We start from the raw sequence: 20,353 nt of genomic DNA, 5'->3' as shown, positions 1-20,353 counted from the left end.
GTCAGCGCAGCGCTTCGTCCAGCCGCCGCGCGGTGGCGTCGTCCGGGCGCGCGACCAGCGCGCCGGTGCGCATCAGGCTCACCGTGTAATGCCCCTGGTCGACCAGCGGCAGGAAGGCGCCGCTGCCGTACACCGTGTCCACCGAAGGCAGCCACCTCGGGTAGCGCTGGCGCAGCGCGAGCAGATCCCAGGCGCCGGCCTGGCGGAAATCGATCACCGTGCGTGGGGCGTCGCTTTCCTGTGCGGGATCGTCGTAACGGCCGTCCAGCCGGTCGAGCCGGTACAGCGGCGGCACGCCGGCCAGCAGCGTGGGCAGCTTCCACTTCAGCACGATCGCCTCGACGCGGAACGCGTCGCCCGCCAGCGCCGCCTGCCGCGTGCTGCCGTCGGGCCAGGTCAGGGTGAGCGCCCAGCGCTGCGGCGAGAGGATGCGCGCATCGACCGTCACCACCGGCACCTCGCTGGCCAGCCGGCGATAGCCGCACAGGCTCAGGCCCAGCCCCGCCGACAGCAGCGCCAGCAGCAGCCAGGCCAGCGCCAGCAGCGCGGCCAGCGATCCGCGCACGCGCCGCCGCGCGCGCCAGTGCCGCCACCCGCTGGCGGCGGCGACCAGCGCCAACAGCGCCAGCACGGCCGCGCCCAGCAGGATCGCGGTGGCAGGCAGGGCGAGCAGGTGCTCCCAGTTCACGGGCTTCTCCTTTTAGCAGCCTGTCGGGCCGCAGACGGACGGCAGACCCCGCGGCGGACGATGCACAAGGTTAGCCGATACCCGGCACGGCCACTGCGGTGGCGCGGGAGCACGAGTGCGCCGCGGCTATACTCGGCGCCTGTTCGACGAGGACCTCGCCATGCGCCGCCTGCTTGCCGTGATGCTGACCGTTTCCATCGCCTGTGCCGCGCTCGCCGGCTGCGGCAACAAGGGCCCGCTGGTGCTGCCGGCGGCCCAGCCGCAGCCTCCGGCCACGCCGGCCAACGCGCCGGCGCCGGCGCCGGCGTCGAGCGCCGCGGCGCCGTCCAGCCAGCCGTAAGCCGCGCCTGGTCGTGACGCGTCGCTTCAGCAAGATGCACGGGATCGGCAACGACTTCGTCGTGGTCGACGGCCGCGCCGCGCCGCTGGCGCTGGATGCCGCGACGATCCGCGCCATGGCCGACCGGCGCACCGGCATCGGCTTCGACCAGCTGCTCTCGATCGAGCCACCGCGCGATCCGTCGTGCGCGTTCTACTACGGCATCTGGAACGCCGACGGCTCGCCGTCGGGCCAGTGCGGCAACGGCGCGCGCTGCGTCGCGGCATGGCTGCATCGGGCCGGCGCGATCGCGGTGGGCGAGCTGGTGCGGCTGCAGAGTCCGTCCGGCGCGATCGCGGTGCGGCTGGAAGACGGCGGCGAAGTCAGCGTGGACATGGGCGAGCCGGTGTTCGACCCGCTGCGCATTCCCTTTGCCGTCGCCGTCGAAGCGGACAGCTACGCGATCGAGGTCGACGGACATCCGCTGCAGATCGGCGCAGTGTCGATGGGCAACCCCCATGCGGTGGTCGTCGTGTCGGCGGTGGATGCGCCGGAGCTCGCCGCGCTGGGACCGGCGCTCACCGCGCACGCGCGCTTTCCGCAGGGCGCCAACGCGGGCTTCGTCCAGCTGCTGGCGCGCGACCACCTGCGCCTGCGCGTGCACGAGCGCGGCGCCGGCTGGACGCTGGCCTGTGGCACCGGCGCCTGCGCCGCGATGGCCGGGCTGCGTCGGCGCGGCGCGGTGGACGAGCGCGTGCGGGTGGATCTGCCCGGCGGCACGCTGGAAATCCGCTGGCCGGGCGTCGGCCAGACGCTGTGGATGCGCGGCCCGGCGGCGTTCGTGTTCGAGGGCGAGTGGCTGGCCTGAGCCGGCGTTGATGTACGCGCGCGCAGGCCGCACACTCGGCCGGTGCCGCGCTCCTGGCGGCCCGACGTGTTGAAGGACCCGCCCGCATGACCGACACCGCGACCGAGCAGACGCTGCAGCCCGAACAGGTGGCGGCGTACCTGCGCCGGCATCCCGGCTTCCTGGCCGACTACCCCGAGCTCGCCGCGCAGCTGACGATGCCACGCGAACAGGGCGCGGCGGCCTCGCTCGCGGTCTACCAGATGCAGAGCCTGCGCGACAAGAACGCCGAGCTGGAAACGCGGCTGGCCGAACTCATCGCCATCGCCGCCGAGAACGAGCGGCTGATGAAGCGCGTGCACGAGCTCACCGTGGCGCTGCTGCGCGCGAACACGCCGGAAGTCACCGCGCGCAGCGTGATCGCCAAGCTCAGTGCCGACTTCCACACCGAGCAGGTGCGGCTGGTGCTGTTCGGATCGGCCACGCTGCCGCCGGCCGACTGGCTGCTGCCGGTGCCGGACGGCCGCGCGGCGCTGCCGGAGTTTGCCGATTTCCTCGCCCACCACGAGCCGATCGCCGGGCGGCTGTCGGCCGAACGGCTGCAGCGCCTGTTCGGCATGCATGCGACCGAAGTGCGCTCGGCCGCGGTGATGCCGCTGGGCGAACTCGGCCTGCTGGCGATCGGCTCCAGCGACGCGGACCATTTCCAGCCCGGCATGGGCACGCTGTTCCTGAAGATGATCGCCGCCACCATCACCGCCGCGCTGATGCGCGCGCGCGACCTCGGCTGAGTGCGCCGTGGCCGACGACGCGCAGGCCCAGCTCGACGCCTGGCTGGCGCGACTGGGCAGCGAGCGGCAGGCCTCGCCGCACACGCTGGCCGGCTACCGGCGCGACCTGGCCAAGCTGCTGCGCTTCATGGCGGCACAGGGCATCTCGAGTTTCGCCGCGCTGGATACGCACGCGATGCGCCGTTTCATCGCCGCCGAACACCGCGCCGGGCTCTCGCCGAAGAGCCTGCAGCGGCTGCTGTCGTCGTGCCGCAGCCTGTTCCGCCATCTCAGTCGCGACGGCCGGCTCGACCACGATCCGGCGCTCGGCGTACGCGGGCCGAAGGTGCATCGCAAGCTGCCGCAGGTACTGGACGTCGACGAGGCGGCCAGCTTCATCGAAGGCGGCGGCGAGGGCGCGCTGGCGCTGCGCGATCGGGCCATGCTGGAGCTGTTCTATTCCTCCGGGCTGCGCCTGTCCGAACTGACCGGGCTGCGCTGGCAGGATCTGGATCTGGACGGCGGCGAAGTACGCGTGCTGGGCAAGGGCGGCAAGACGCGCATCGTGCCGGTGGGCCGCCATGCGGTGAGCGCGCTGCGCGCGCTGGGCGTGGCCGAAGGCATGGCACCGGCCAGCCCGGTGTTCCGCGGCCGCGGCGGTGCGCCGATCAGCCCGCGCACCGTGCAGGCACGGCTGAAGACGCTCGCGCTGGCGCACGGCAGCGCCAAGCGCATCCATCCGCACCTGTTGCGACACACCTTCGCCAGCCACCTGCTGGAGTCCTCCGGCGACCTGCGCGCCGTGCAGGAGCTGCTCGGTCACGCCGACATCGCCACCACGCAGATCTACACGCACCTGGATTTCCAGCACCTGGCCAAGGTGTACGACGCGACGCATCCACGCGCACGACGCAAGTAGGGTGGTCGGGCGGCGCGCGCGGTAAGCAGCATGAAAGCCTCCTGGTGCGAGACTCGCTCGCGCCTTTTATCGGTACCGCAGCCCCATGTCTACCTCAACCCTTCCGCCAGGCACGACCGCGCCTCTGGTCGTCACGCCATCGCGCCTCCGGCCGGCTGCGCCGCGGCGGGTTACCGCAAACGGGCTGTCGGCACGCGGCGTGCATCGCATCCTGGTGCTGCGCCCGAACCACCGGCTGGGCAACACCCTGCTGATCACGCCCCTGCTGTGTGAACTGGAACGCCATTTCCCGGGCGCCGAAGTGGACGTGGTGACCGGCTGCGAGGCGGCCGGTGAGGTGTTCGCCGGTTTCCGCCAGGTGCGCCGCATCCACCAGCTCACCCGGCGACCCGGCCACCATCCGCTGCGCCTGTTGCGCCTGCTGCGCCATTTGCGGCGCAACCGCTACGACCTGGCGATCGACTGCGCGCGCGGCTCGCGCTCCGGACGCTGGCTGGCACGGTGGAGTGGTGCCCGGCAATGGCTCGCGCCGCCCTCGGACGCACGCGAACTGGATGATGCCGACCCCGCCTGGCGCGAAGCCTGGGCGAAGACGTGCGGACACTTCGCGCTGGACGCGGTGCATGCGCTGCACATCGCGCTGGCGACGCCTGACGCGGCCACGATGGCGCCGCCGCGGCTGCGTATCCGGCTTGGCGCAGACGAGTGCCGCCATGGTCGGGAGACGCTGGCCGACCTGCTCGGCACGCCGGCCGACGCGACGCGACGCGGCCCGGTGGTGGCGGTCTTTCCCAATGCCACCGGCAGCAAGCGGCTGCCCGGCCGCTGGTGGCAGGAATTCATCGACATGCTGGCCGCGCACGACCCGGCCCTGCGGGTGATCGAGATGGTGGCGGCGGATGGAAAATCGCAGTTGGACGGCCGCTTCCCCGCATTCTATTCCAGCGACATACGCCGCATGGCCGCACTGATCGCCGCATGCGACGCCTACATCAGCGCCGACTGCGGCGTGATGCATCTGGCCTGTGCTGCCGGCACGCCCACGCTGGGCCTGTTCACCCGCCCCAACCTCGCGCGCTACCGTCCGTACGGCCCGCACGATGCCGCCGTGGCGGTGGACGACAACGCCGTGCCGACCGCCGCGGCCGCGGCGGCGATCGCCTTCCTCGACACGCTGCCCACGGCCGCCGCCACGCTGCGCTGAGGGCGTCCCCGGCGCCCGTCGCGCTTGCAATCGCTGCCGTGCAACCCCACTCAGGCGGTTTGTGTCCCTGAGCGGAATTCCCATGGAATCGTTCCACGCCACCACCATCGTCTCGGTGCGCCGCCACGGCAAGGTCGTGATCGGCGGCGACGGCCAGGTCACCCTGGGCAACACGGTGATGAAGGCCAATGCACGCAAGATCCGCCGCCTCGGCAAGGGCGAGGTGCTGGCCGGCTTCGCCGGCGCCACCGCCGATGCGTTCACCCTGTTCGAGCTGTTCGAGCAGAAGCTGGACAAGCACGGCGGCAACCTCACTCGCGCCGCGGTGGAGATGGCCAAGGACTGGCGCACCGACCGCCGCTACGGAAAGCTCGAGGCGATGCTCGCGGTGGCCGACAAGGACGCCTCGCTGCTGATCTCCGGCAACGGCGACGTGCTCGAACCCGAGCACGGCCTGATCGCGATCGGTTCCGGCGGCCCGTATGCGCAGTCCGCCGCGATGGCGCTGCTGGAAAACTCCGACCTCGATGCGCGCAGCATCGTCGAGCAGGCGCTGAAGATCGCCGGCGACATCTGCATCTACACCAATCACAACGTGTCCATCGAAGAGCTCGATGGACGGGATTCGGGAGACGGGATGCGGGATTCGTGAGAGCCCCGTCCCGCAGCCTCGCGACACACCCGTTTTTCCGAATCCCGAATCCCCGATCCCGAATCCCGGCGCAGCCATGAGCGAACTGACCCCCCGCGAAATCGTCAACGAACTCGACCGCTACATCATCGGCCAGCAGGACGCCAAGCGCGCCGTGGCGGTGGCGCTGCGCAGCCGCTGGCGCCGCATGCAGCTGGAGCCGGCGCTGCGCAACGAGGTGACGCCGAAGAACATCCTGATGATCGGCCCCACCGGCGTGGGCAAGACCGAGATCGCGCGCCGCCTGGCCACGCTCGCCAGCGCGCCGTTCGTGAAGGTGGAGGCGACCAAGTTCACCGAGGTGGGCTACGTCGGCAAGGACGTCGAGTCGATCATCCGCGACCTGGCCGACGTGGCCTACAAGCTGACCCGCGAGCAGGCGGTCAGGCGCGTGCGCTCGCAGGCCGAGGATCGCGCCGAGGACCGCATCCTCGACGCCCTGCTGCCGCGCCGGCAGGCGCCGGCGGACTGGAGCCACGATCCGGCGCCGGCGAGCGACGGCGACACCCGCCAGAAGCTGCGCAAGCAGCTGCGCGAGGGCGCGCTGGACGAACGCGAGATCGAGCTGGAAACGGCGATGAACGTCGGCGTGGAGATCATGTCGCCGCCCGGCATGGAGGAGATGGGCGCCCAGCTGCGCCAGATGTTCCAGAACCTCGGCGGCGGCAAGACGCAGACGCGCAAGCTGCCGATCAAGGCGGCGCGGCCGCTGCTGATCGACGAGGAGGCCGGCAAGCTGCTCAACGAGGAGGAGGTGCGCAGCCAGGCGGTGTTCGCCGCCGAGCAGCACGGCATCGTCTTCATCGACGAGATCGACAAGGTGGCCCAGCGCTCCGACCACGGCCACGCCGGGGTCAGCCGCGAGGGCGTGCAGCGCGACCTGCTGCCGTTGGTGGAAGGCTCCACCGTGTCCACCAAGTACGGACCGATCAAGACCGACCACATGCTGTTCATCGCCTCCGGCGCGTTCTCGCTGGCGCGGCCGTCGGACCTGATTCCCGAGCTGCAGGGCCGATTGCCGATCCGCGTCGAGCTGTCGGCGCTGTCGGTGGACGACTTCAAGCGCATCCTGCGCGAGCCGAACAACGCGCTGACCAAGCAGTACGTCGCCCTGCTCGCCACCGAGGGCGTGACCATCGAGTTCACCGAGACGGGCATCGACCGGCTGGCCGAGGTGGCGTTCCAGGTGAACGAACGCACCGAGAACATCGGCGCGCGCCGCCTGCACACCGTGATGGAACGCCTGCTGGAAGACATCTCGTACGATGCCGCAGACAAAAGCGGCGAAAAATACCTGATCGACGGCGAATTTGTAGAAAAAACGCTGGGCGAACTGGTGCAGGACCAGGATCTGAGCCGCTACATCCTCTAAACAAGCGGACCGACCCCGTCTGGTAAAGTGCGCGCCATGGGCAAGGTCATCGAACTGAAAATCACCGGCCAGCGTGCCCAGTTGCGCGAGGCGCAGCAGAAGCACCAGCTGATCCGGCTGTGGCGCGGCGAGCTGGAGCACGGCAGCTTCTGCGGCTACGTGGGCGGTGTCGGGCGGGAGTTCTTCCTGCTCTGGGTGGTGGGCGACGCCATCACCTACGACGGCATGTACGTCATGCGCCACCGTGACATCACCGAGCTGGAAGCGCCCGACACCCACCACGGATTCATGGAAAAGGCGTTGGCGCTCAAGGGCATCCTGCCGCGCGTGCCGCGCGGCTTCCCGCTGGACGGCATCCGCGAAGTGGTGCAGGCGGCCGGCCAGATCGCGCCGGTGCTCGGCGTGCACGTGGACAGCGAGGAAGAGGCCGAGGTCTGCTACGTCGGACGCCTGCTCGCGGTGGAGGAGGACGGCTTCAGCATGCAGGAGATCACGCCTGACGCCGAATGGCTGCGCGAGGCGTCGTTCTTCTCGTGGGACGAGGTGTCCACCATCAGCCTTGAGGACGGCTACGCGCAATCGCTGCTCGCCGTGGCCGGCACCCCGCCGCCGCTGGAGCAGGGCGACTCGGGCGTGGGACGCGCGCAGTAGCAGGTTCCGCTTCGCCGCTGACCGGGACAAAGCCCACCGTGGAACACGGTGGGCTTTTTGCTGGACGACCCGCCCGCGACGCGAGCTACCGGTTTGCCACGCCCGGGCCGAACATGTGACGGCGCGCTTCTTCATCGGTGGCCAGGTCGAGCTTGTCCTCGATGGTGTCGGCCAGGGCGTAGGCACGGCGGGTGGCCGCGCGGGCGCCGATGCGTTCGAACCACGCGGCCAGATGCGCGAAATCGGCCAGCCTCATGCCCTGCGCCTCGTGCGGCACGATCCACGGATAGGCGGCCATGTCGGCGATGCTGTACTCGGCGCCGGCAAGAAAATCGCGATCGGCCAGCCGGCGGTCCAGCACCCCGTACAGGCGGCGCGTCTCGTTGACGTAGCGGTCGATCGCGTAGGGAATCTTTTCCGGCGCGTAGCGGTTGAAGTGATGGTTCTGGCCCAGCATCGGGCCGAGCCCGCCGACCTGCCAGTACAGCCACTGCAGCACCTCGTAGCGGGCGCGGCCGGCGGCGGGCAGGAACCGGCCGGTCTTGTCCGCCAGGTATTCGAGGATGGCGCCGGATTCGAACACGCTCAGCGGCGCGCCGCCGTCGGCCGGGGCGGTGTCGACGATGGCCGGCATGCGGTTGTTCGGCGAGATGCGCAGGAACTCCGCTGCAAATTGCTCGCCGCGACCGATGTTCACCGGCCGGATGGTGTACGGCAGGCCGGTTTCCTCCAGCAGCAGGGTGATCTTGTGGCCGTTGGGGGTGGGCCAGTAATGGAGCTCGATCATGGTGTTTTCCGCGGCGGGGGACATCTCCCCGAGATCCGGGTGGTGGTGGGTACTTTCAAGCGGCGCGGCCACAACTCGCCGCGCCCGCCCCGGCGGGCGCGAAGGCGCATCGCGTATGCTCCTCAGCCCACGCACTCTCCGGGAGACGGCATGGTCCGCATCGTCGTCGTTGGCAGCATCAACATGGATCTGGTCACCGTGGCACCGCGTTTTCCGGGTGCCGGCGAGACCCTGCTTGGCGAACGCTTTCTCACCGTGCCCGGCGGCAAGGGCGCCAACCAGTCCGTGGCGGCGGCTCGGCTGGGCGCCGAGGTGGCGCTGGTCGGCGCGGTCGGCAACGACGCGTTCGGCGCCGGGTTGCTGCGCGGACTGGCGCACGAAGGCATCGACCTCGCCCACGTGGCGACGCTCGACGACAGCGGCAGCGGCACCGCCTCGATCACCGTGGCCGAGGGCGACAACCGGATCATCGTAGTGCCCGCCGCCAACGCGCGCGTGACGCCGGCGCGGGTGGAGGCGGCGCGCGCGTGCATCGCGCGCGCCGACGCGGTGCTGGTGCAGATGGAGATTCCGCGGGAGTCGGTGGAGGCCACGGTGCGTCTGGGCCATCGCCTGGACGTGCCGGTGATCCTCAACCCCGCGCCGGCACAGCCGCTGCCGCGCGAATGGCTCGCGCTGGCCAGCTACCTCACGCCGAACCAGCACGAACTGGCCACCGTGCTGGACGGCGACGCGGACGATGACTTCCGCGCGCTGATGGAACGCGCGCCGTGTCCGGTGGTGCTGACCCGCGGCGGCGAGGGCGCGTGGTACCGCGTGCACGGCCAGGCGCAGCACCAGCCCGGTTTCCCGGTCAGCGTGGTCGACACCACCGGGGCGGGCGACACCTTCAACGGCGCGCTGGCGGTCTATCTGCACGAGGGCTTGGAGCAGGCCGTGCGCAAGGCCTGCGCCGCCGCCGCGCTGTCGGTCACCCGGCTCGGCGCGCAGGGCGGCATGCCCACATCCCACGAATTGGGCGCTTTTCTGACAGCCCGTCAGGCTTAGCCGCGCTCCTTTGCCGATCATTACAACGGAGCCTTTGATCGGCCGCGGGTGTCGGCCGCGTTTCTCTTCCTCGTATGCGCAAGCAGTGACCAGGGCCAGCGTTCGATGGCCCATCGCCGTCGAAGCGCGCGGGTTGATGGCTTGCCGGAGCCTTGGAGGAGGTCACGCGGCAATCTTCTTGATCTGTGCTTCAGATCTGTGCTTCGAAGCCCGCCAGCCGGCCTTGCACCGCCCGCATACCATAGTGGACGGCCAAAGCCGCGGCAGGCCACTGGCGAATTTCGCAGCTGTCGTTGCGCGAACCACGCCGTTTCCAACTGACCTTGTCCACGATATCGGATTCGACGAAGCGCTCCGGGTTGCTGCGCACCGTCGGCGACAACGCCAACTCCGGCTCAGCGACAATCTTGACGAGAAGGCATCGCGGCAGACGCTACTTGCCGATGCAGAACGAACCGAAGATCGCGCCGAGCAGGTCGTCGCTGGTGTAGCTGCCGGTGATCTCGCCCAGCGCGTGCTGGGCCTGGCGCAGCTCCTCGGCGGCCAGTTCGCCGGCACGGGTGGCGGCCAGCACGGCCGCGGCCTGATCCAGATGCTCGCCGACCCGCCGCAGCGCCAGCACGTGCCGGCGGCGCGCGCTGAAGGCGCCTTCGCCACTGCCCGCTGCGGCCAGCACGCGCAATCGCGTGCGCAAGGTGTCGAGGCCTTCGCCGCTGCGGGCGGAGAGCCACAGCGCGGCGTCGGCCTGCGCAGGATCGACGCTCGGGCGACCGTCGCGGTCGATCTTGTTGATCACCACGAGACGGGTCACCGCGGGGGGCAGCGACGACAGCAGGGCCTGGTCTTCCAGCCGGTGCGCCTGCTCGGTGACCAGCAACGCCACGTCGGCCTGCGCCAGCTCCTGCTGGGCGCGGCGCACACCTTCGCGCTCGACTTCGTCGTCGGTCTCGCGCAGGCCCGCGGTGTCGGCCAGCTCCAGTGTGACGCCGTCGAGCTGCACGCTCTCGCGCAGCACGTCGCGGGTGGTGCCGGCGATCGGCGTGACGATGGCGCGATCGCGTCCGGCCAGCGCGTTGAGCAGGCTGGACTTGCCCACGTTCGGGCGGCCGATGATCGCCACGCGCAGGCCGTCGCCCAGGCGCACGCCGCGCTCGGCCTCGCGCAGCAATTGGACATGCTCGTCGCGCAGTGCGTGCAGCTGCCGGGCGATGGCGGGGTCGGCGAGGAAGTCGATCTCCTCCTCGGGAAAATCGATCGCCGCCTCGATGTGCACGCGCAGCGCGATGAGTGCATCGAGCAGATGCTGCACGCGGCGGGAAAACACGCCTTCCATCGACTGCAGCGCGGCCCGCGCCGCCGCCTGCGAGCGGGCCGCGATGAGATCGGCGACCGCCTCGGCCTGGGCCAGGTCCAGCTTGCCGTTGAGAAAGGCGCGTTCGGTGAACTCGCCCGGCCGCGCCGGCCGCGCGCCCAGTTCGCACACGCGCTTCAGCAGCGCATCGAGCAGCACCGCGCTGCCGTGACCCTGCAGTTCGAGCACGTGCTCGCCGGTGTAGGACGCCGGGGCGGGGAAATGCAGCAGCAGGCCGCGATCGATCAGTTCGCCGGCGCGATCGCGCAGGGCGAGGAAGTGGGCATGACGCGGCAACGGCATGCGGCCGAGCAGGACGCTGGCGATGTCCGGCACGGCCGGACCCGAGATACGCACCACGCCCACGCCAGCAGCACCCGGGGCCGTGGCGATGGCGGCGATGGTGTCGACGGTCGCGGCATCACTCACGCAGCGTGACTCCCGGCAGCCCGCCGCGGATCGCGGCGGGCGTTAGCGCGATCAGCTCTTGGCGATCGCCTGGCCCTTGGCGGCCTCGGCGCGGTCGATGCGGCGGGTCACCCACCACTGCTGGGCCAGCCGGCACAGGCCGTTGACGATGTAGTACACCACCAGGCCGGCCGGGAAGAAGGCGAACATCACCGCGAACATCAGCGGCATGAACTTCATCATCTTCGCCTGGGTCGGATCCATGCCCGGCTGCTGCGGCATCATCCACTGCGTGGCCAGCATCACCAGCACGTAGAGCGCTGGCAGCACGAAGTACGGATCGGCGGCCGACAGATCGTGGATCCAGCCGATGAACGGCGCCTGGCGCAGCTCGACGCTCTCGCGCAGCACGGTGTACAGGGCGAAGAAGATCGGGATCGTGATCAGCACCGGCAGACAGCCGGCGACCGGGTTGATCTTCTCCTTCTTGTACAGCTCCATCATCGCCTGCTGCATCTTCTGCTTGTCGTCGCCGTAGCGCTCCTTGAGCGCGTCCATCCGCGGCTTGAGCTTGCGCATGCGCGCGGCGGAGACGTACTGCGCCTCGCTGAGCTTGTAGATCGCCACGTTGATCAGCAGCACCAGCAGGATGATCGCAAAGCCCCAGTTGCCCGAGAACTTGTGCAGCTGGTTGAGGATCCAGTGCAGCGGGCTGGCGACGATCGAGAACATGCCGTAGTCGAGCGTGAGCTCCAGCCCCGGTGCGATGGCGGCGAGCTTTTCGCGCAGCTTCGGACCCACGTACAGACGCGCCGTGCTGCTGCCCTGCTGGCCGGGCGCAATGGTGATGCCCGGACCCATGTCGCGGATCAGGTAGCGCGGGCCGTCCTGATCCTTGATTACGGCCGTGGTGAAGGTGTCGGTCTCCTTGGCCGGCGGCAGCCATGCGGTAACGAAATAGTGCTGCTCCATCGCGATCCAGCCGCCGGCGATGGTGCGGTTCAGCGGCTCCTTCTCGAATTTGTCGAAGGGCAGCTTGTCGAACTTCTTTTCCGGGCTGTACCAGGCCACGCCGAAAAAGCTGTAGCGCGACTGGTCGGAGAACTTCTCCAGGAAATTGCTGTGCACCGGCGGCGGCGGCACCACGCGCTGCAGCTGGCGGTAGGCGTTGCCGGTCCACGCCTTGGCGCTGCCGTTGTCGATCTGCTGCGTGAGGTCGATCACGTAGCTGCCGCGATGCAAGGTATAGCGCTTGATCACGCGTACGCCGGACGGATCGGTCCAGGCAAGGTCGATGTTCAGCGCGTCCTGGCCCTTGGCGAGCGTGTAGCTGGTGGCGCCGGCCTGGAACAGCGCGCGGTGGTCGGGCGCGGCGGCGGTGGCGCTGATCAGGCCGTCCTGTGCGGCGAAGAAGTGCGTGGCGCGGTCGTCGAGCAGGCGGATCGGCGCGGGATGCGGGTTCTTCTTCGTGCGCGGCGTCACCGGGTAGTTCAGCAGCTCCGAGCGCACCAGGCTGCCGCCGCGCGTGTCGATGGTCAGGCGCAGCACGTCGGTGGTCACGGTGATCAGCTGGCCGGGCTGGTCGGCGGCGACACTCGACGGCATGGCCGGCGCCGGCGCACTGGCGCCCGGTACGCTGGCATCCGCGGCCGCGGATGCGGCTGCGGATGGGGCGTCGGCAACGGCCGCGGCGGTGGGCACCGTCGGCTGCGGACCATAATCTTTCTCCCAGGCGTTCCACAGCAGGTAGGCCACGGCGACCAGGGCGAAAAGGAGGAAGGTGCGCGTTTGATTCATCGCGGGGCGGATCCGGTGGTCACCGCGCAACGCGCAGCGAAAGGACGGGGGAGAAAAAGATCAACGCACGATTGTGCCGGCGGAAGGATCGCGCTTCAACGGCGCAAACTTGCGCCACAGCGCATCGAGCTCGGCCAGCAGCTCCGCGCCGGGCAGACCGGCAGCCTGTTCGCGCGCCATCAGCACCAGATCGACGGCGGGCAGATCGTGGCGAACGCGTCGGAACGACTCGCGGGCCAGTCGCTTGATGCGATTGCGCTCGACCGCGCGCTTGGACACGCGCTTGGAGATGGCCAGGCCCAGGCGGGCATGACCCAGCCCGTTCTGGCGAAAACGCACAGAAAAACAGCGGCCGCCGAAGCGGCCGCTGGCTTGACGCAAGGCGGCGAAGTCACCGGCGCGGCACAGCCGCGCCTCGCGCGGCAAGCCGGCGGCACGCATGGTCTGCGCGCCGCTTACGGGATCAGGCGCTTGCGGCCCTTGGCGCGACGCGCGTTGAGGATCTTGCGCCCGTCGGCCGTGGCCATGCGGGCACGAAAGCCGTGGGTGCGGGCGCGCTTGAGCTTGCTGGGCTGGAAGGTCCGCTTCATGGCTTCCTCCTGGGTAAGTTGAGAAAAAGGTTGAAAAGTATGCGGAACAAGGCCGTCCGCTGTCAATTGGCGCGTCCGCGAGCCGCGCTCGCCCTGTGGACAGGGGTGTGGATAATTATGCCGTAGCCGGTGGACGGTACTGCTAGACTTGCCGGCCCACCCCGCGCGCAAGCGCCCCCAGCCGTGGTTGAAAAGCATTCATGAGTGATCTTTGGCGGCGCTGTCTGGAGCGTCTGGACGGCGAGCTCGGCGCCGAGGAACTGCACACCTGGCTGATGCCCCTGCAGGCCCGTGACGAGAACACCGGGCTGCAGCTGTTCGCCCCCAATCCCTACACGCTGGACACGGTTCGCGAGCGCTATCTGCCGCTGATCGAAAAAATCCTGCTGCAGCTCACCGGGCATGCGCTTGCCGTGCGGCTGGAAGTGGGCTCGAACACGCCGCGCGCGGCTCCGAACCGGCCGGCCAGCGCGCCCGGGGCCGCCCGACCGGCAGCTCCGGGCCACGCGCCTGCCCCGGCGACCGCGAGCTTCAACCACAACCTGGATCCGCACTACACCTTCGAAACCTTCGTCGAGGGCAAGTCCAACCAGCTGGGCAAGGCGGCCGCGATGCAGGTGGCGACCAACCCCGGGCGCGCCTACAACCCGCTGCTGCTCTACGGCGGCACCGGGCTGGGCAAGACCCACCTGATGCACGCCGCCGGCAACCTGATGCGCGAGCGCAATCCGGACTTCAAGGTGCTGTACCTGCGCTCGGAACAGTTCGTCGGCTCGATGATCGAGGCGCTGCGCGCCAAGAGCATGGACCAGTTCAAGCAGCGTTTCCGCTCGGTCGACGCGCTGCTGATCGACGACATCCAGTTCTTTGCCGGCAAGGACACCACGCAGGAGGAGTTCTTCCACACCTTCAACGCGCTGTTCGAGTCCAAGCAGCAGATCATCCTCACCTGCGACCGCTATCCGAAGGAAGTGGACAAGCTCGAACCGCGGCTGAAATCGCGCCTGGGCTGGGGGCTGTCGGTGGCGATCGAGCCGCCGGATTTCGAGACCCGCGCGGCGATCCTGCTGTCCAAGGCGCACGACAAGGGCGTGGACGTGAGCGAGAGCGTGGCGATGCTGCTGGCCAAGCGCATCCGCTCCAACGTGCGCGATCTCGAAGGCGCGCTCAACACGCTGGCGGCCAAGGCGAACTTCTTCCGCCGGCCGATCACCATCGACTTCGCCGAGGAAACGCTGCGCGACCTGCTGGCCACCCACGCCCAGGCAGTGACGATTGCGAACATCCAGAAGATCGTCGGCGAGTACTTCAACGTGCGCCTGCAGGACCTGTTGTCCAAGCGGCGCGTGCGTTCGCTGGCCCGGCCACGGCAGATGGCGATGGCCCTGTCCAAGGAGCTGACCGAGCACAGCCTGCCGGAGATCGGCGAGGCCTTCGGCGGACGCGACCACACCACGGTGCTGCACGCTTGCCGCACCATCAAGAAACTCAGCGAGACCGATGCGCGCATGCGCCAGGACTGGGAACAGCTGATCCGCACCCTTACCGGTTGAGTGACCGCGGTGCGGCGACCACAAGCCCTTGATAAGGGCAGTTGGAAGTTGTGGATAACTGGGGGATGCTTTGGCCTCGAAATTTATCCACAATTGGCACACAGCCCGGCAGCCACGTCAGCCACAGCCACGGCAAGGCGTAAGTTATTGACACGAAAGGTTTATTGGCGGTTGAGAGGCTTATGCACCGCCTCTACAACAGCCACTAACCTTCTTTTAAAAACCAGAGAAGCAGTGTAGGGGACGCCCATTCATGCAATTCAGCATCCAACGAGAAGCCCTGCTCAAGCCGTTGCAGCAGGTCGTGGGCGTCGTCGAGCGCCGCCAGACCCTGCCCGTGCTGGCGAACCTGCTGATCCGGGTCGCCGCTGGCCGCGTGTCGATGACCGGCACCGATCTTGAGGTGGAAATGGTCGCCAGCGCGACCGCCGACACACCGGTCGATGGTGAGGTCACGATTCCCGCCCGCAAGCTGGTCGATATCGTGCGGGCCCTGCCCGACGGCGCCCGGATCGAGCTGAAACTCAACGGTGACCGCGTCGCGCTACACGCTGGCCGCAGCCGTTTCACGCTGGCGACGCTGCCGGCGTCCGAGTTTCCGACTATCGACGAGATCGAGCTGCTCGAAAAGGTCAGCCTCCCGGAGGAAGTGCTGCGCGACCTGATGGAACGCACGGCGTTCGCCATGGCCAACCAGGACGTGCGCTATTACCTCAACGGCATGCTGCTGGACCTGCAGGAACACACCCTGCGTTGCGTGGCTACTGACGGCCATCGGCTGGCCTTGAAGGAAACCCGGCTCGAGAGCTCGGTCGCCAGCCGCCGCCAGATCATCATTCCCCGCAAGGGAGTCAACGAACTGATCGGTCTGTTCGAACCCGGCGAGGGCACCGTGGATCTGGAGTTCGGCAGGAACCATCTGCGCGTGCGGCGTGGCGACGTGGTGTTCACCTCGAAACTGATCGATGGCCGGTTTCCGGAGTACGAGGCGGTGATTCCGCTCGGTGCGGACAAATGCGCCACGCTGGATCGCGAGGTGCTGCGCGGCGCCTTGCAGCGCGCCGCGATTCTGTCCAACGAGAAATACCGTGGGGTGAAGCTGGAGCTGTCGCCCGGCAAGCTGCGCATCGTGGCGCACAACCCCGAGCAGGAAGAGGCGGTGGAAGAACTCGAGGCCGACACCGCCGTGTCCGATCTGGCCGTCGGATTCAACGTCGGCTATCTGCTTGACGCGCTGGCGGCGTTGCGGGGTGATCGCGCGCGGCTCAACCTGCGCGATGCCCAGTCCAGCTGCCTGGTGCAGGAAGACGACAACGAGCAGTCCCGGCACGTGATCATGCCGCTGCGCCTTTGACGCCGGGGCGGATGAACGTTTCCGTCGCCGTCCACGGAATCACTCAACGCCGGAGCCGTCTGCTGACGCTCCGGCGTTCTTCTTTGCGGGCGCGTCCGTGAGAGTCGACAAGCTGCGGATCCAGGCGCTGCGATGCCTGGACGACGTGACGCTGGAACCCGCTCCGGGCATCAACGTATTCGTCGGTGCCAACGGTGCGGGCAAGACCAGTCTGCTCGAAGCGGTGTTCCTGCTGTCGCACGGACGGTCGTTTCGTTCGGGCGCGCGCGATGCCCTGCTTCAGCGCGGGGCCGACACGCTCAGCATTTATGCCGAGCTGATCCGCCACGGATCGACCCGGCGGCGACTGGGTCTGGGGCGGGAAGGCTCGCGCTGGCAGGGACGCTTGGACGGGCAGGGCGTTCGTCTCTCCGAGCTCGTCAGCGAATGCGCCGTGGTGAGCTTCGATCCGGGATCGCATGCGCTGATTGCCGCGGGTGCCGAAGAGCGGCGGCGCTTCCTCGATTGGGGAGTGTTCCACGTGGAACAGGATTTCCTGGCCTTGTGGCGTCGCTATCAGCGGGCGCTCAGGCAGCGCAACAGCCTGCTGCGCTCCGGGGAGCTCGCCAATAGCCTCTACCTCCCGTGGGAACAGGAGATGGATGACACGGCCGGGGTGATCACGGCCTGGCGCGAACAGTATCTGGCCCAATGGCTGATGCTGGTCGCGCAGTACGTGGGCCAGCTGATTCCCGAGCTCGGCAACGTCACGCTCCGATTCCGCCGGGGCTGGGGCGAGGGATTGACGCTGGGGGAGGCGCTGGTGGCCCAGCGCGCCCGCGACCTGGGGCGCGGGCATACCACGCAAGGCGCCCACCGGGCCGACTGGATGGTGAACTATGAACACGCTCCGCTGCGCGAGCACCTTTCCCGCGGCCAGGAAAAGCTGACCGCGGTCGCCTGCCTCCTGGCCCAGGCCGCACTGTTTGCGAAGCACGCTGGCGAATGGCCGGTGGTCTGCATCGACGATCTGGCCTCGGAGCTGGACACCGCGCATCAGTCCGCACTGGTTGCCCAGCTGGGTGACGCCGAAGCGCAGATTCTGGTCAGTGGCACCGATTGCCCGGCGAGCCTGCGCTCCGAGGCCCGGCTGTTCCACGTGGAACAGGGCAGGGTAAGCCCCCTGCTATAATCGATCGGTTCAACCCTCTCCGGCCCTTCATGGCGCCCTGCCGGATGGGTTTCCGGCGCCGGAGATCAGTCACCGCATGAATACGACCTACGATTCGAGCAACATCAAGGTACTCAAGGGCCTCGAAGCGGTGCGCAAGCGCCCAGGCATGTACATCGGCGACACCGATGACGGTACCGGCCTGCACCACATGGTGTTCGAAGTCGTGGACAACTCGATCGACGAAGCGCTCGCGGGCTATTGCGACCACGTCGAGGTAACCATCCACGACGATGGCTCGGTCAGCATCAGCGACAACGGTCGCGGTATCCCGGTCGACACGCATCCGGAGGAGGGACGCTCCACCGCCGAAGTGGTGATGACCGTGCTGCATGCCGGCGGCAAGTTCGACGCCAACTCATACAAGGTCTCCGGCGGCCTGCATGGCGTGGGCGTGTCGGTGGTCAACGCGCTCAGCTCCCATCTCTGGCTCACGATCTGGCGCGACGGCAAGGAGCACCTGCAGGAATACGCCGGAGGCGAGCCGGTGTACCCGATCAAGGTGGTCGGCGACACCACCCGGCGCGGCACCCGGGTGCGCTTCGTCCCGAGCCCCGGAACCTTTACCCACATCGAGTTCCATTACGACATCCTGGCCAAGCGCCTGCGCGAACTGGCCTTCCTCAATTCGGGCGTCACCATCGACCTGAAGGACGAGCGTGGCGAGGGTCGCCAGGATCGCTTCGCCTACGAGGGAGGTATCGCCTCGTTCGTCCGGCACCTGGCCCAGTTGAAGACGCCGCTGCACCCGAACGTGATCAACCTGAAGTCCGAGTCGGAGACCGACGGTATCGTGGTCGAGCTGGCGATGCAGTGGACGGACTCCTACCAGGAAACCATGTTCTGCTTCACCAACAACATCCCGCAGCGCGACGGTGGCACCCATCTCACCGGCTTCCGCGCCGCGTTGACCCGCTCGCTGCAGAACTACATCGAGAAGGAAGGCCTGGCCAGGAACGCCAAGGTGGCGCTGTCCGGCGACGACATGCGCGAGGGCCTGATCGCAGTACTGTCGGTCAAGGTGCCGGATCCGAAGTTCTCCTCGCAGACCAAGGACAAGCTGGTGTCCTCCGAGGTGAAGACCGCAGTGGAGCAGGCGGTCAACGAGAAACTGGGCGAATTCCTGCTGGAACATCCCAACGAATCCAGGGCCATCGCCTCCAAGGTGGTGGATGCCGCCCGCGCCCGCGAGGCGGCGCGCAAGGCGCGCGAGATGACCCGCCGCAAGGGCGCACTGGACATCGCCGGCCTGCCGGGCAAGCTGGCCGACTGCCAGGAAAAGGATCCGGCGCTGTGCGAACTGTTTCTGGTCGAGGGGGACTCGGCCGGCGGCTCGGCCAAGCAGGGCCGCAACCGCAAGACCCAGGCGGTACTGCCGCTGAAGGGCAAGATCCTCAACGTCGAGAAGGCGCGCTTCGACAAGATGCTGTCATCCGCCGAGGTGGGCACGCTGATCACCGCGCTCGGCACCGGGATCGGCAAGGAGGATTACAACCCGGACAAGCTGCGTTACCACCACATCATCATCATGACCGACGCGGACGTGGACGGGTCGCACATCCGCACCCTGCTGCTGACGTTTTTCTACCGGCAGATGCCGGAATTGATCGAGCGCGGCCACGTCTACATCGGCCTGCCGCCGCTGTACAAGCTCAAGCAGGGCAAGCAGGAGATGTACCTGAAGGACGATGCGGCCCTCAACGACTACCTGATTTCCAACGCGGTGGACAACGCCGAACTGACAAGTGCGCCGGACGTCCCGCCGATCACCGGCGAGGCGCTGGAGAAACTGCTGCGTGACTACCAGGGGGCGCTCGACCAGATCGGTCGCCTCAGCCATCGCTTCGATGCCGCCGTGTTCACGGCCCTGCTCGAGCATGCACCGATGGAACCCGCGTTGTGGGCCGATGCCACCGCCATGCAGGCCTGGCTGGATGGCGCCACCCGGCGCTTGGCCGCCAGCGGGCTGGGCAAGCCGCGCTATCGCATGGCTTTGCGTCCGGCCGCCGCCGAGCAGCCGGTGGCGATCGAAGTGGTGCGCGAGCAGCACGGTCTGAGCCACACCTGGCTGCTGCCCCAGCCGTTTTTCAGCGGCGGCGAATTCCGGCCTATCCTCCACGTCAGTCGACAGCTCGGCGGCCTGATCCAGTCCGGTGCGGTGATCCGTCGCGGCAATGCTTCGCGGGGCGTGACCAGCTTCGCCGAGGTCCGCAGCTGGCTGCTGGACGAGGCGAAAAAGGGTCGCACGATCCAGCGCTTCAAGGGCTTGGGTGAAATGAACCCCGAGCAGCTGTGGGAGACCACGGTCAATCCGGAGACCCGGCGCATGCTGCAGGTCGGCATCGAAGATGCGTTTGCAGCCGATCAGATGTTTTCCATGCTGATGGGCGAGGCGGTCGAGCCACGCCGAGAGTTCATCGAGGCGAACGCGCTGAAGGTCGCCAACCTCGACATCTGAGCGGTCGTTTCATGCTAGGAGCGTGGGCCGTAGAAACGTTCGCGGCGAAGAGCTTTACAGCTCGAATGGCTCCTACGGCCCACGCTCCTAGGGCCGGCACCGAGCGATCGCGGCGCCGGCGCAAATAGCTGCGTTTGCCACTCTCCGGGTTCGATACGCGGGCGCATGCTAAATGTTTGATTTTTATAAAGAGATCATGCGGCGCCGCGTCTGTCAACGCCATTTAGAAATGTCCCCACCCTGTGCCAGTTAAACATGTCCCCTTTGGCGTCACCGGGAAGGCCGGTCAAGTTGGAGCATGGCGCCAGGGATGGTTGCCGGCGGGTTTTCTGACGTT

At 68.3% G+C, this 20,353-nt stretch carries 20 protein-coding genes; 13 read left to right on the top strand and 7 right to left on the bottom strand.

What is annotated here, in order from left to right; translation table 11 throughout:
- Position 1: 1 nt before the first annotated feature.
- A complete protein-coding gene (locus ACO2Q2_RS12145; RefSeq protein ID WP_423256043.1) occupies positions 2-688 on the bottom strand; it encodes a hypothetical protein in 687 nt (228 codons plus the stop codon).
- Positions 689-803: 115 nt separating this feature from the next.
- On the opposite strand from ACO2Q2_RS12145, the gene lptM reads away from it, so the two are divergent.
- From lptM to ACO2Q2_RS12105, 8 genes are all read left to right on the top strand, one after another.
- The gene (gene lptM / locus ACO2Q2_RS12140; protein ID WP_423256042.1) at positions 804-1,028 is read left to right on the top strand and encodes an LPS translocon maturation chaperone LptM; all 225 of its coding nucleotides are present in this window, start codon (positions 804-806) and stop codon (positions 1,026-1,028) included.
- 13 nt (positions 1,029-1,041) lie between these two features.
- A complete protein-coding gene (gene dapF / locus ACO2Q2_RS12135) occupies positions 1,042-1,875 on the top strand; it encodes a diaminopimelate epimerase (protein ID WP_423256041.1) in 834 nt (277 codons plus the stop codon).
- A gap of 86 nt (positions 1,876-1,961) precedes the next feature.
- The gene (locus ACO2Q2_RS12130) at positions 1,962-2,645 is read left to right on the top strand and encodes a DUF484 family protein (RefSeq protein ID WP_423256040.1); all 684 of its coding nucleotides are present in this window, start codon (positions 1,962-1,964) and stop codon (positions 2,643-2,645) included.
- A gap of 7 nt (positions 2,646-2,652) precedes the next feature.
- Positions 2,653-3,543: a tyrosine recombinase XerC gene (locus ACO2Q2_RS12125; RefSeq protein WP_423256039.1), complete on the top strand. Its 891-nt coding sequence runs from the start codon at positions 2,653-2,655 to the stop codon at positions 3,541-3,543.
- A gap of 199 nt (positions 3,544-3,742) precedes the next feature.
- Complete coding sequence (locus tag ACO2Q2_RS12120; RefSeq protein WP_423256038.1) at positions 3,743-4,747, top strand: glycosyltransferase family 9 protein; 1,005 nt, start codon at positions 3,743-3,745, stop codon at positions 4,745-4,747.
- 82 nt (positions 4,748-4,829) lie between these two features.
- The gene (hslV, locus tag ACO2Q2_RS12115) at positions 4,830-5,399 is read left to right on the top strand and encodes an ATP-dependent protease subunit HslV (protein WP_423256037.1); all 570 of its coding nucleotides are present in this window, start codon (positions 4,830-4,832) and stop codon (positions 5,397-5,399) included.
- 76 nt (positions 5,400-5,475) lie between these two features.
- Positions 5,476-6,810 (top strand): ATP-dependent protease ATPase subunit HslU, encoded by a 1,335-nt coding sequence (gene hslU, locus ACO2Q2_RS12110; protein ID WP_423256036.1) that lies wholly within the window; start codon positions 5,476-5,478, stop codon positions 6,808-6,810.
- Between the two features lie 36 nt (positions 6,811-6,846).
- Positions 6,847-7,461 carry a hypothetical protein gene (locus tag ACO2Q2_RS12105; RefSeq protein WP_423256035.1) on the top strand — a complete coding sequence of 205 codons (615 nt, stop codon included), beginning with the start codon at positions 6,847-6,849 and terminating at the stop codon, positions 7,459-7,461.
- Positions 7,462-7,546: 85 nt separating this feature from the next.
- Here the strand turns inward: ACO2Q2_RS12105 and ACO2Q2_RS12100 are convergent, their stop codons facing one another.
- Positions 7,547-8,248, bottom strand: a complete 702-nt coding sequence (locus tag ACO2Q2_RS12100; protein ID WP_423256034.1) for a glutathione binding-like protein — start codon at positions 8,246-8,248, stop codon at positions 7,547-7,549.
- Between the two features lie 150 nt (positions 8,249-8,398).
- Here ACO2Q2_RS12100 and rbsK point away from each other — a divergent pair, with 150 nt between their 5' ends.
- Positions 8,399-9,295, top strand: a complete 897-nt coding sequence (gene rbsK / locus ACO2Q2_RS12095; RefSeq protein WP_423256033.1) for a ribokinase — start codon at positions 8,399-8,401, stop codon at positions 9,293-9,295.
- 190 nt (positions 9,296-9,485) lie between these two features.
- Here rbsK and ACO2Q2_RS12090 read toward each other — a convergent pair whose 3' ends face one another.
- Genes ACO2Q2_RS12090 through rpmH form a run of 5 tightly spaced genes read right to left on the bottom strand, consistent with a single transcriptional unit; the run spans position 9,486 to position 13,441 of the window.
- Positions 9,486-9,677 carry a hypothetical protein gene (locus tag ACO2Q2_RS12090; protein ID WP_423256032.1) on the bottom strand — a complete coding sequence of 64 codons (192 nt, stop codon included), beginning with the start codon at positions 9,675-9,677 and terminating at the stop codon, positions 9,486-9,488.
- 51 nt (positions 9,678-9,728) lie between these two features.
- Positions 9,729-11,075 (bottom strand): tRNA uridine-5-carboxymethylaminomethyl(34) synthesis GTPase MnmE, encoded by a 1,347-nt coding sequence (mnmE, locus tag ACO2Q2_RS12085; protein WP_423256031.1) that lies wholly within the window; start codon positions 11,073-11,075, stop codon positions 9,729-9,731.
- Positions 11,076-11,126: 51 nt separating this feature from the next.
- Positions 11,127-12,851 carry a membrane protein insertase YidC gene (gene yidC / locus ACO2Q2_RS12080; RefSeq protein ID WP_423256030.1) on the bottom strand — a complete coding sequence of 575 codons (1,725 nt, stop codon included), beginning with the start codon at positions 12,849-12,851 and terminating at the stop codon, positions 11,127-11,129.
- Between the two features lie 60 nt (positions 12,852-12,911).
- On the bottom strand, positions 12,912-13,292 hold the full coding sequence (gene rnpA / locus ACO2Q2_RS12075; RefSeq protein ID WP_423256029.1) for a ribonuclease P protein component: 381 nt from the start codon (positions 13,290-13,292) through the stop codon (positions 12,912-12,914).
- A gap of 14 nt (positions 13,293-13,306) precedes the next feature.
- Entirely contained in the window at positions 13,307-13,441 is a 135-nt protein-coding gene (gene rpmH / locus ACO2Q2_RS12070) for a 50S ribosomal protein L34 (RefSeq protein ID WP_008211413.1), read from the bottom strand.
- 200 nt (positions 13,442-13,641) lie between these two features.
- On the opposite strand from rpmH, the gene dnaA reads away from it, so the two are divergent.
- From dnaA to gyrB, 4 genes are all read left to right on the top strand, one after another.
- Positions 13,642-14,994 (top strand): chromosomal replication initiator protein DnaA, encoded by a 1,353-nt coding sequence (dnaA, locus tag ACO2Q2_RS12065; RefSeq protein ID WP_423256028.1) that lies wholly within the window; start codon positions 13,642-13,644, stop codon positions 14,992-14,994.
- 253 nt (positions 14,995-15,247) lie between these two features.
- The gene (gene dnaN / locus ACO2Q2_RS12060; RefSeq protein ID WP_423256027.1) at positions 15,248-16,348 is read left to right on the top strand and encodes a DNA polymerase III subunit beta; all 1,101 of its coding nucleotides are present in this window, start codon (positions 15,248-15,250) and stop codon (positions 16,346-16,348) included.
- Between the two features lie 97 nt (positions 16,349-16,445).
- Positions 16,446-17,519 (top strand): DNA replication/repair protein RecF, encoded by a 1,074-nt coding sequence (gene recF / locus ACO2Q2_RS12055; RefSeq protein WP_423256026.1) that lies wholly within the window; start codon positions 16,446-16,448, stop codon positions 17,517-17,519.
- Between the two features lie 76 nt (positions 17,520-17,595).
- Positions 17,596-20,016, top strand: a complete 2,421-nt coding sequence (gene gyrB / locus ACO2Q2_RS12050) for a DNA topoisomerase (ATP-hydrolyzing) subunit B (RefSeq protein WP_423256025.1) — start codon at positions 17,596-17,598, stop codon at positions 20,014-20,016.
- Positions 20,017-20,353: the final 337 nt, after the last annotated feature.

The sequence above is a fragment of the Dyella sp. KRB-257 genome, assembly GCF_049445995.1.
Taxonomy (GTDB): Bacteria; Pseudomonadota; Gammaproteobacteria; order Xanthomonadales; family Rhodanobacteraceae; genus Dyella_A.
This window is presented reverse-complemented; position numbering and strand designations above follow the sequence as displayed.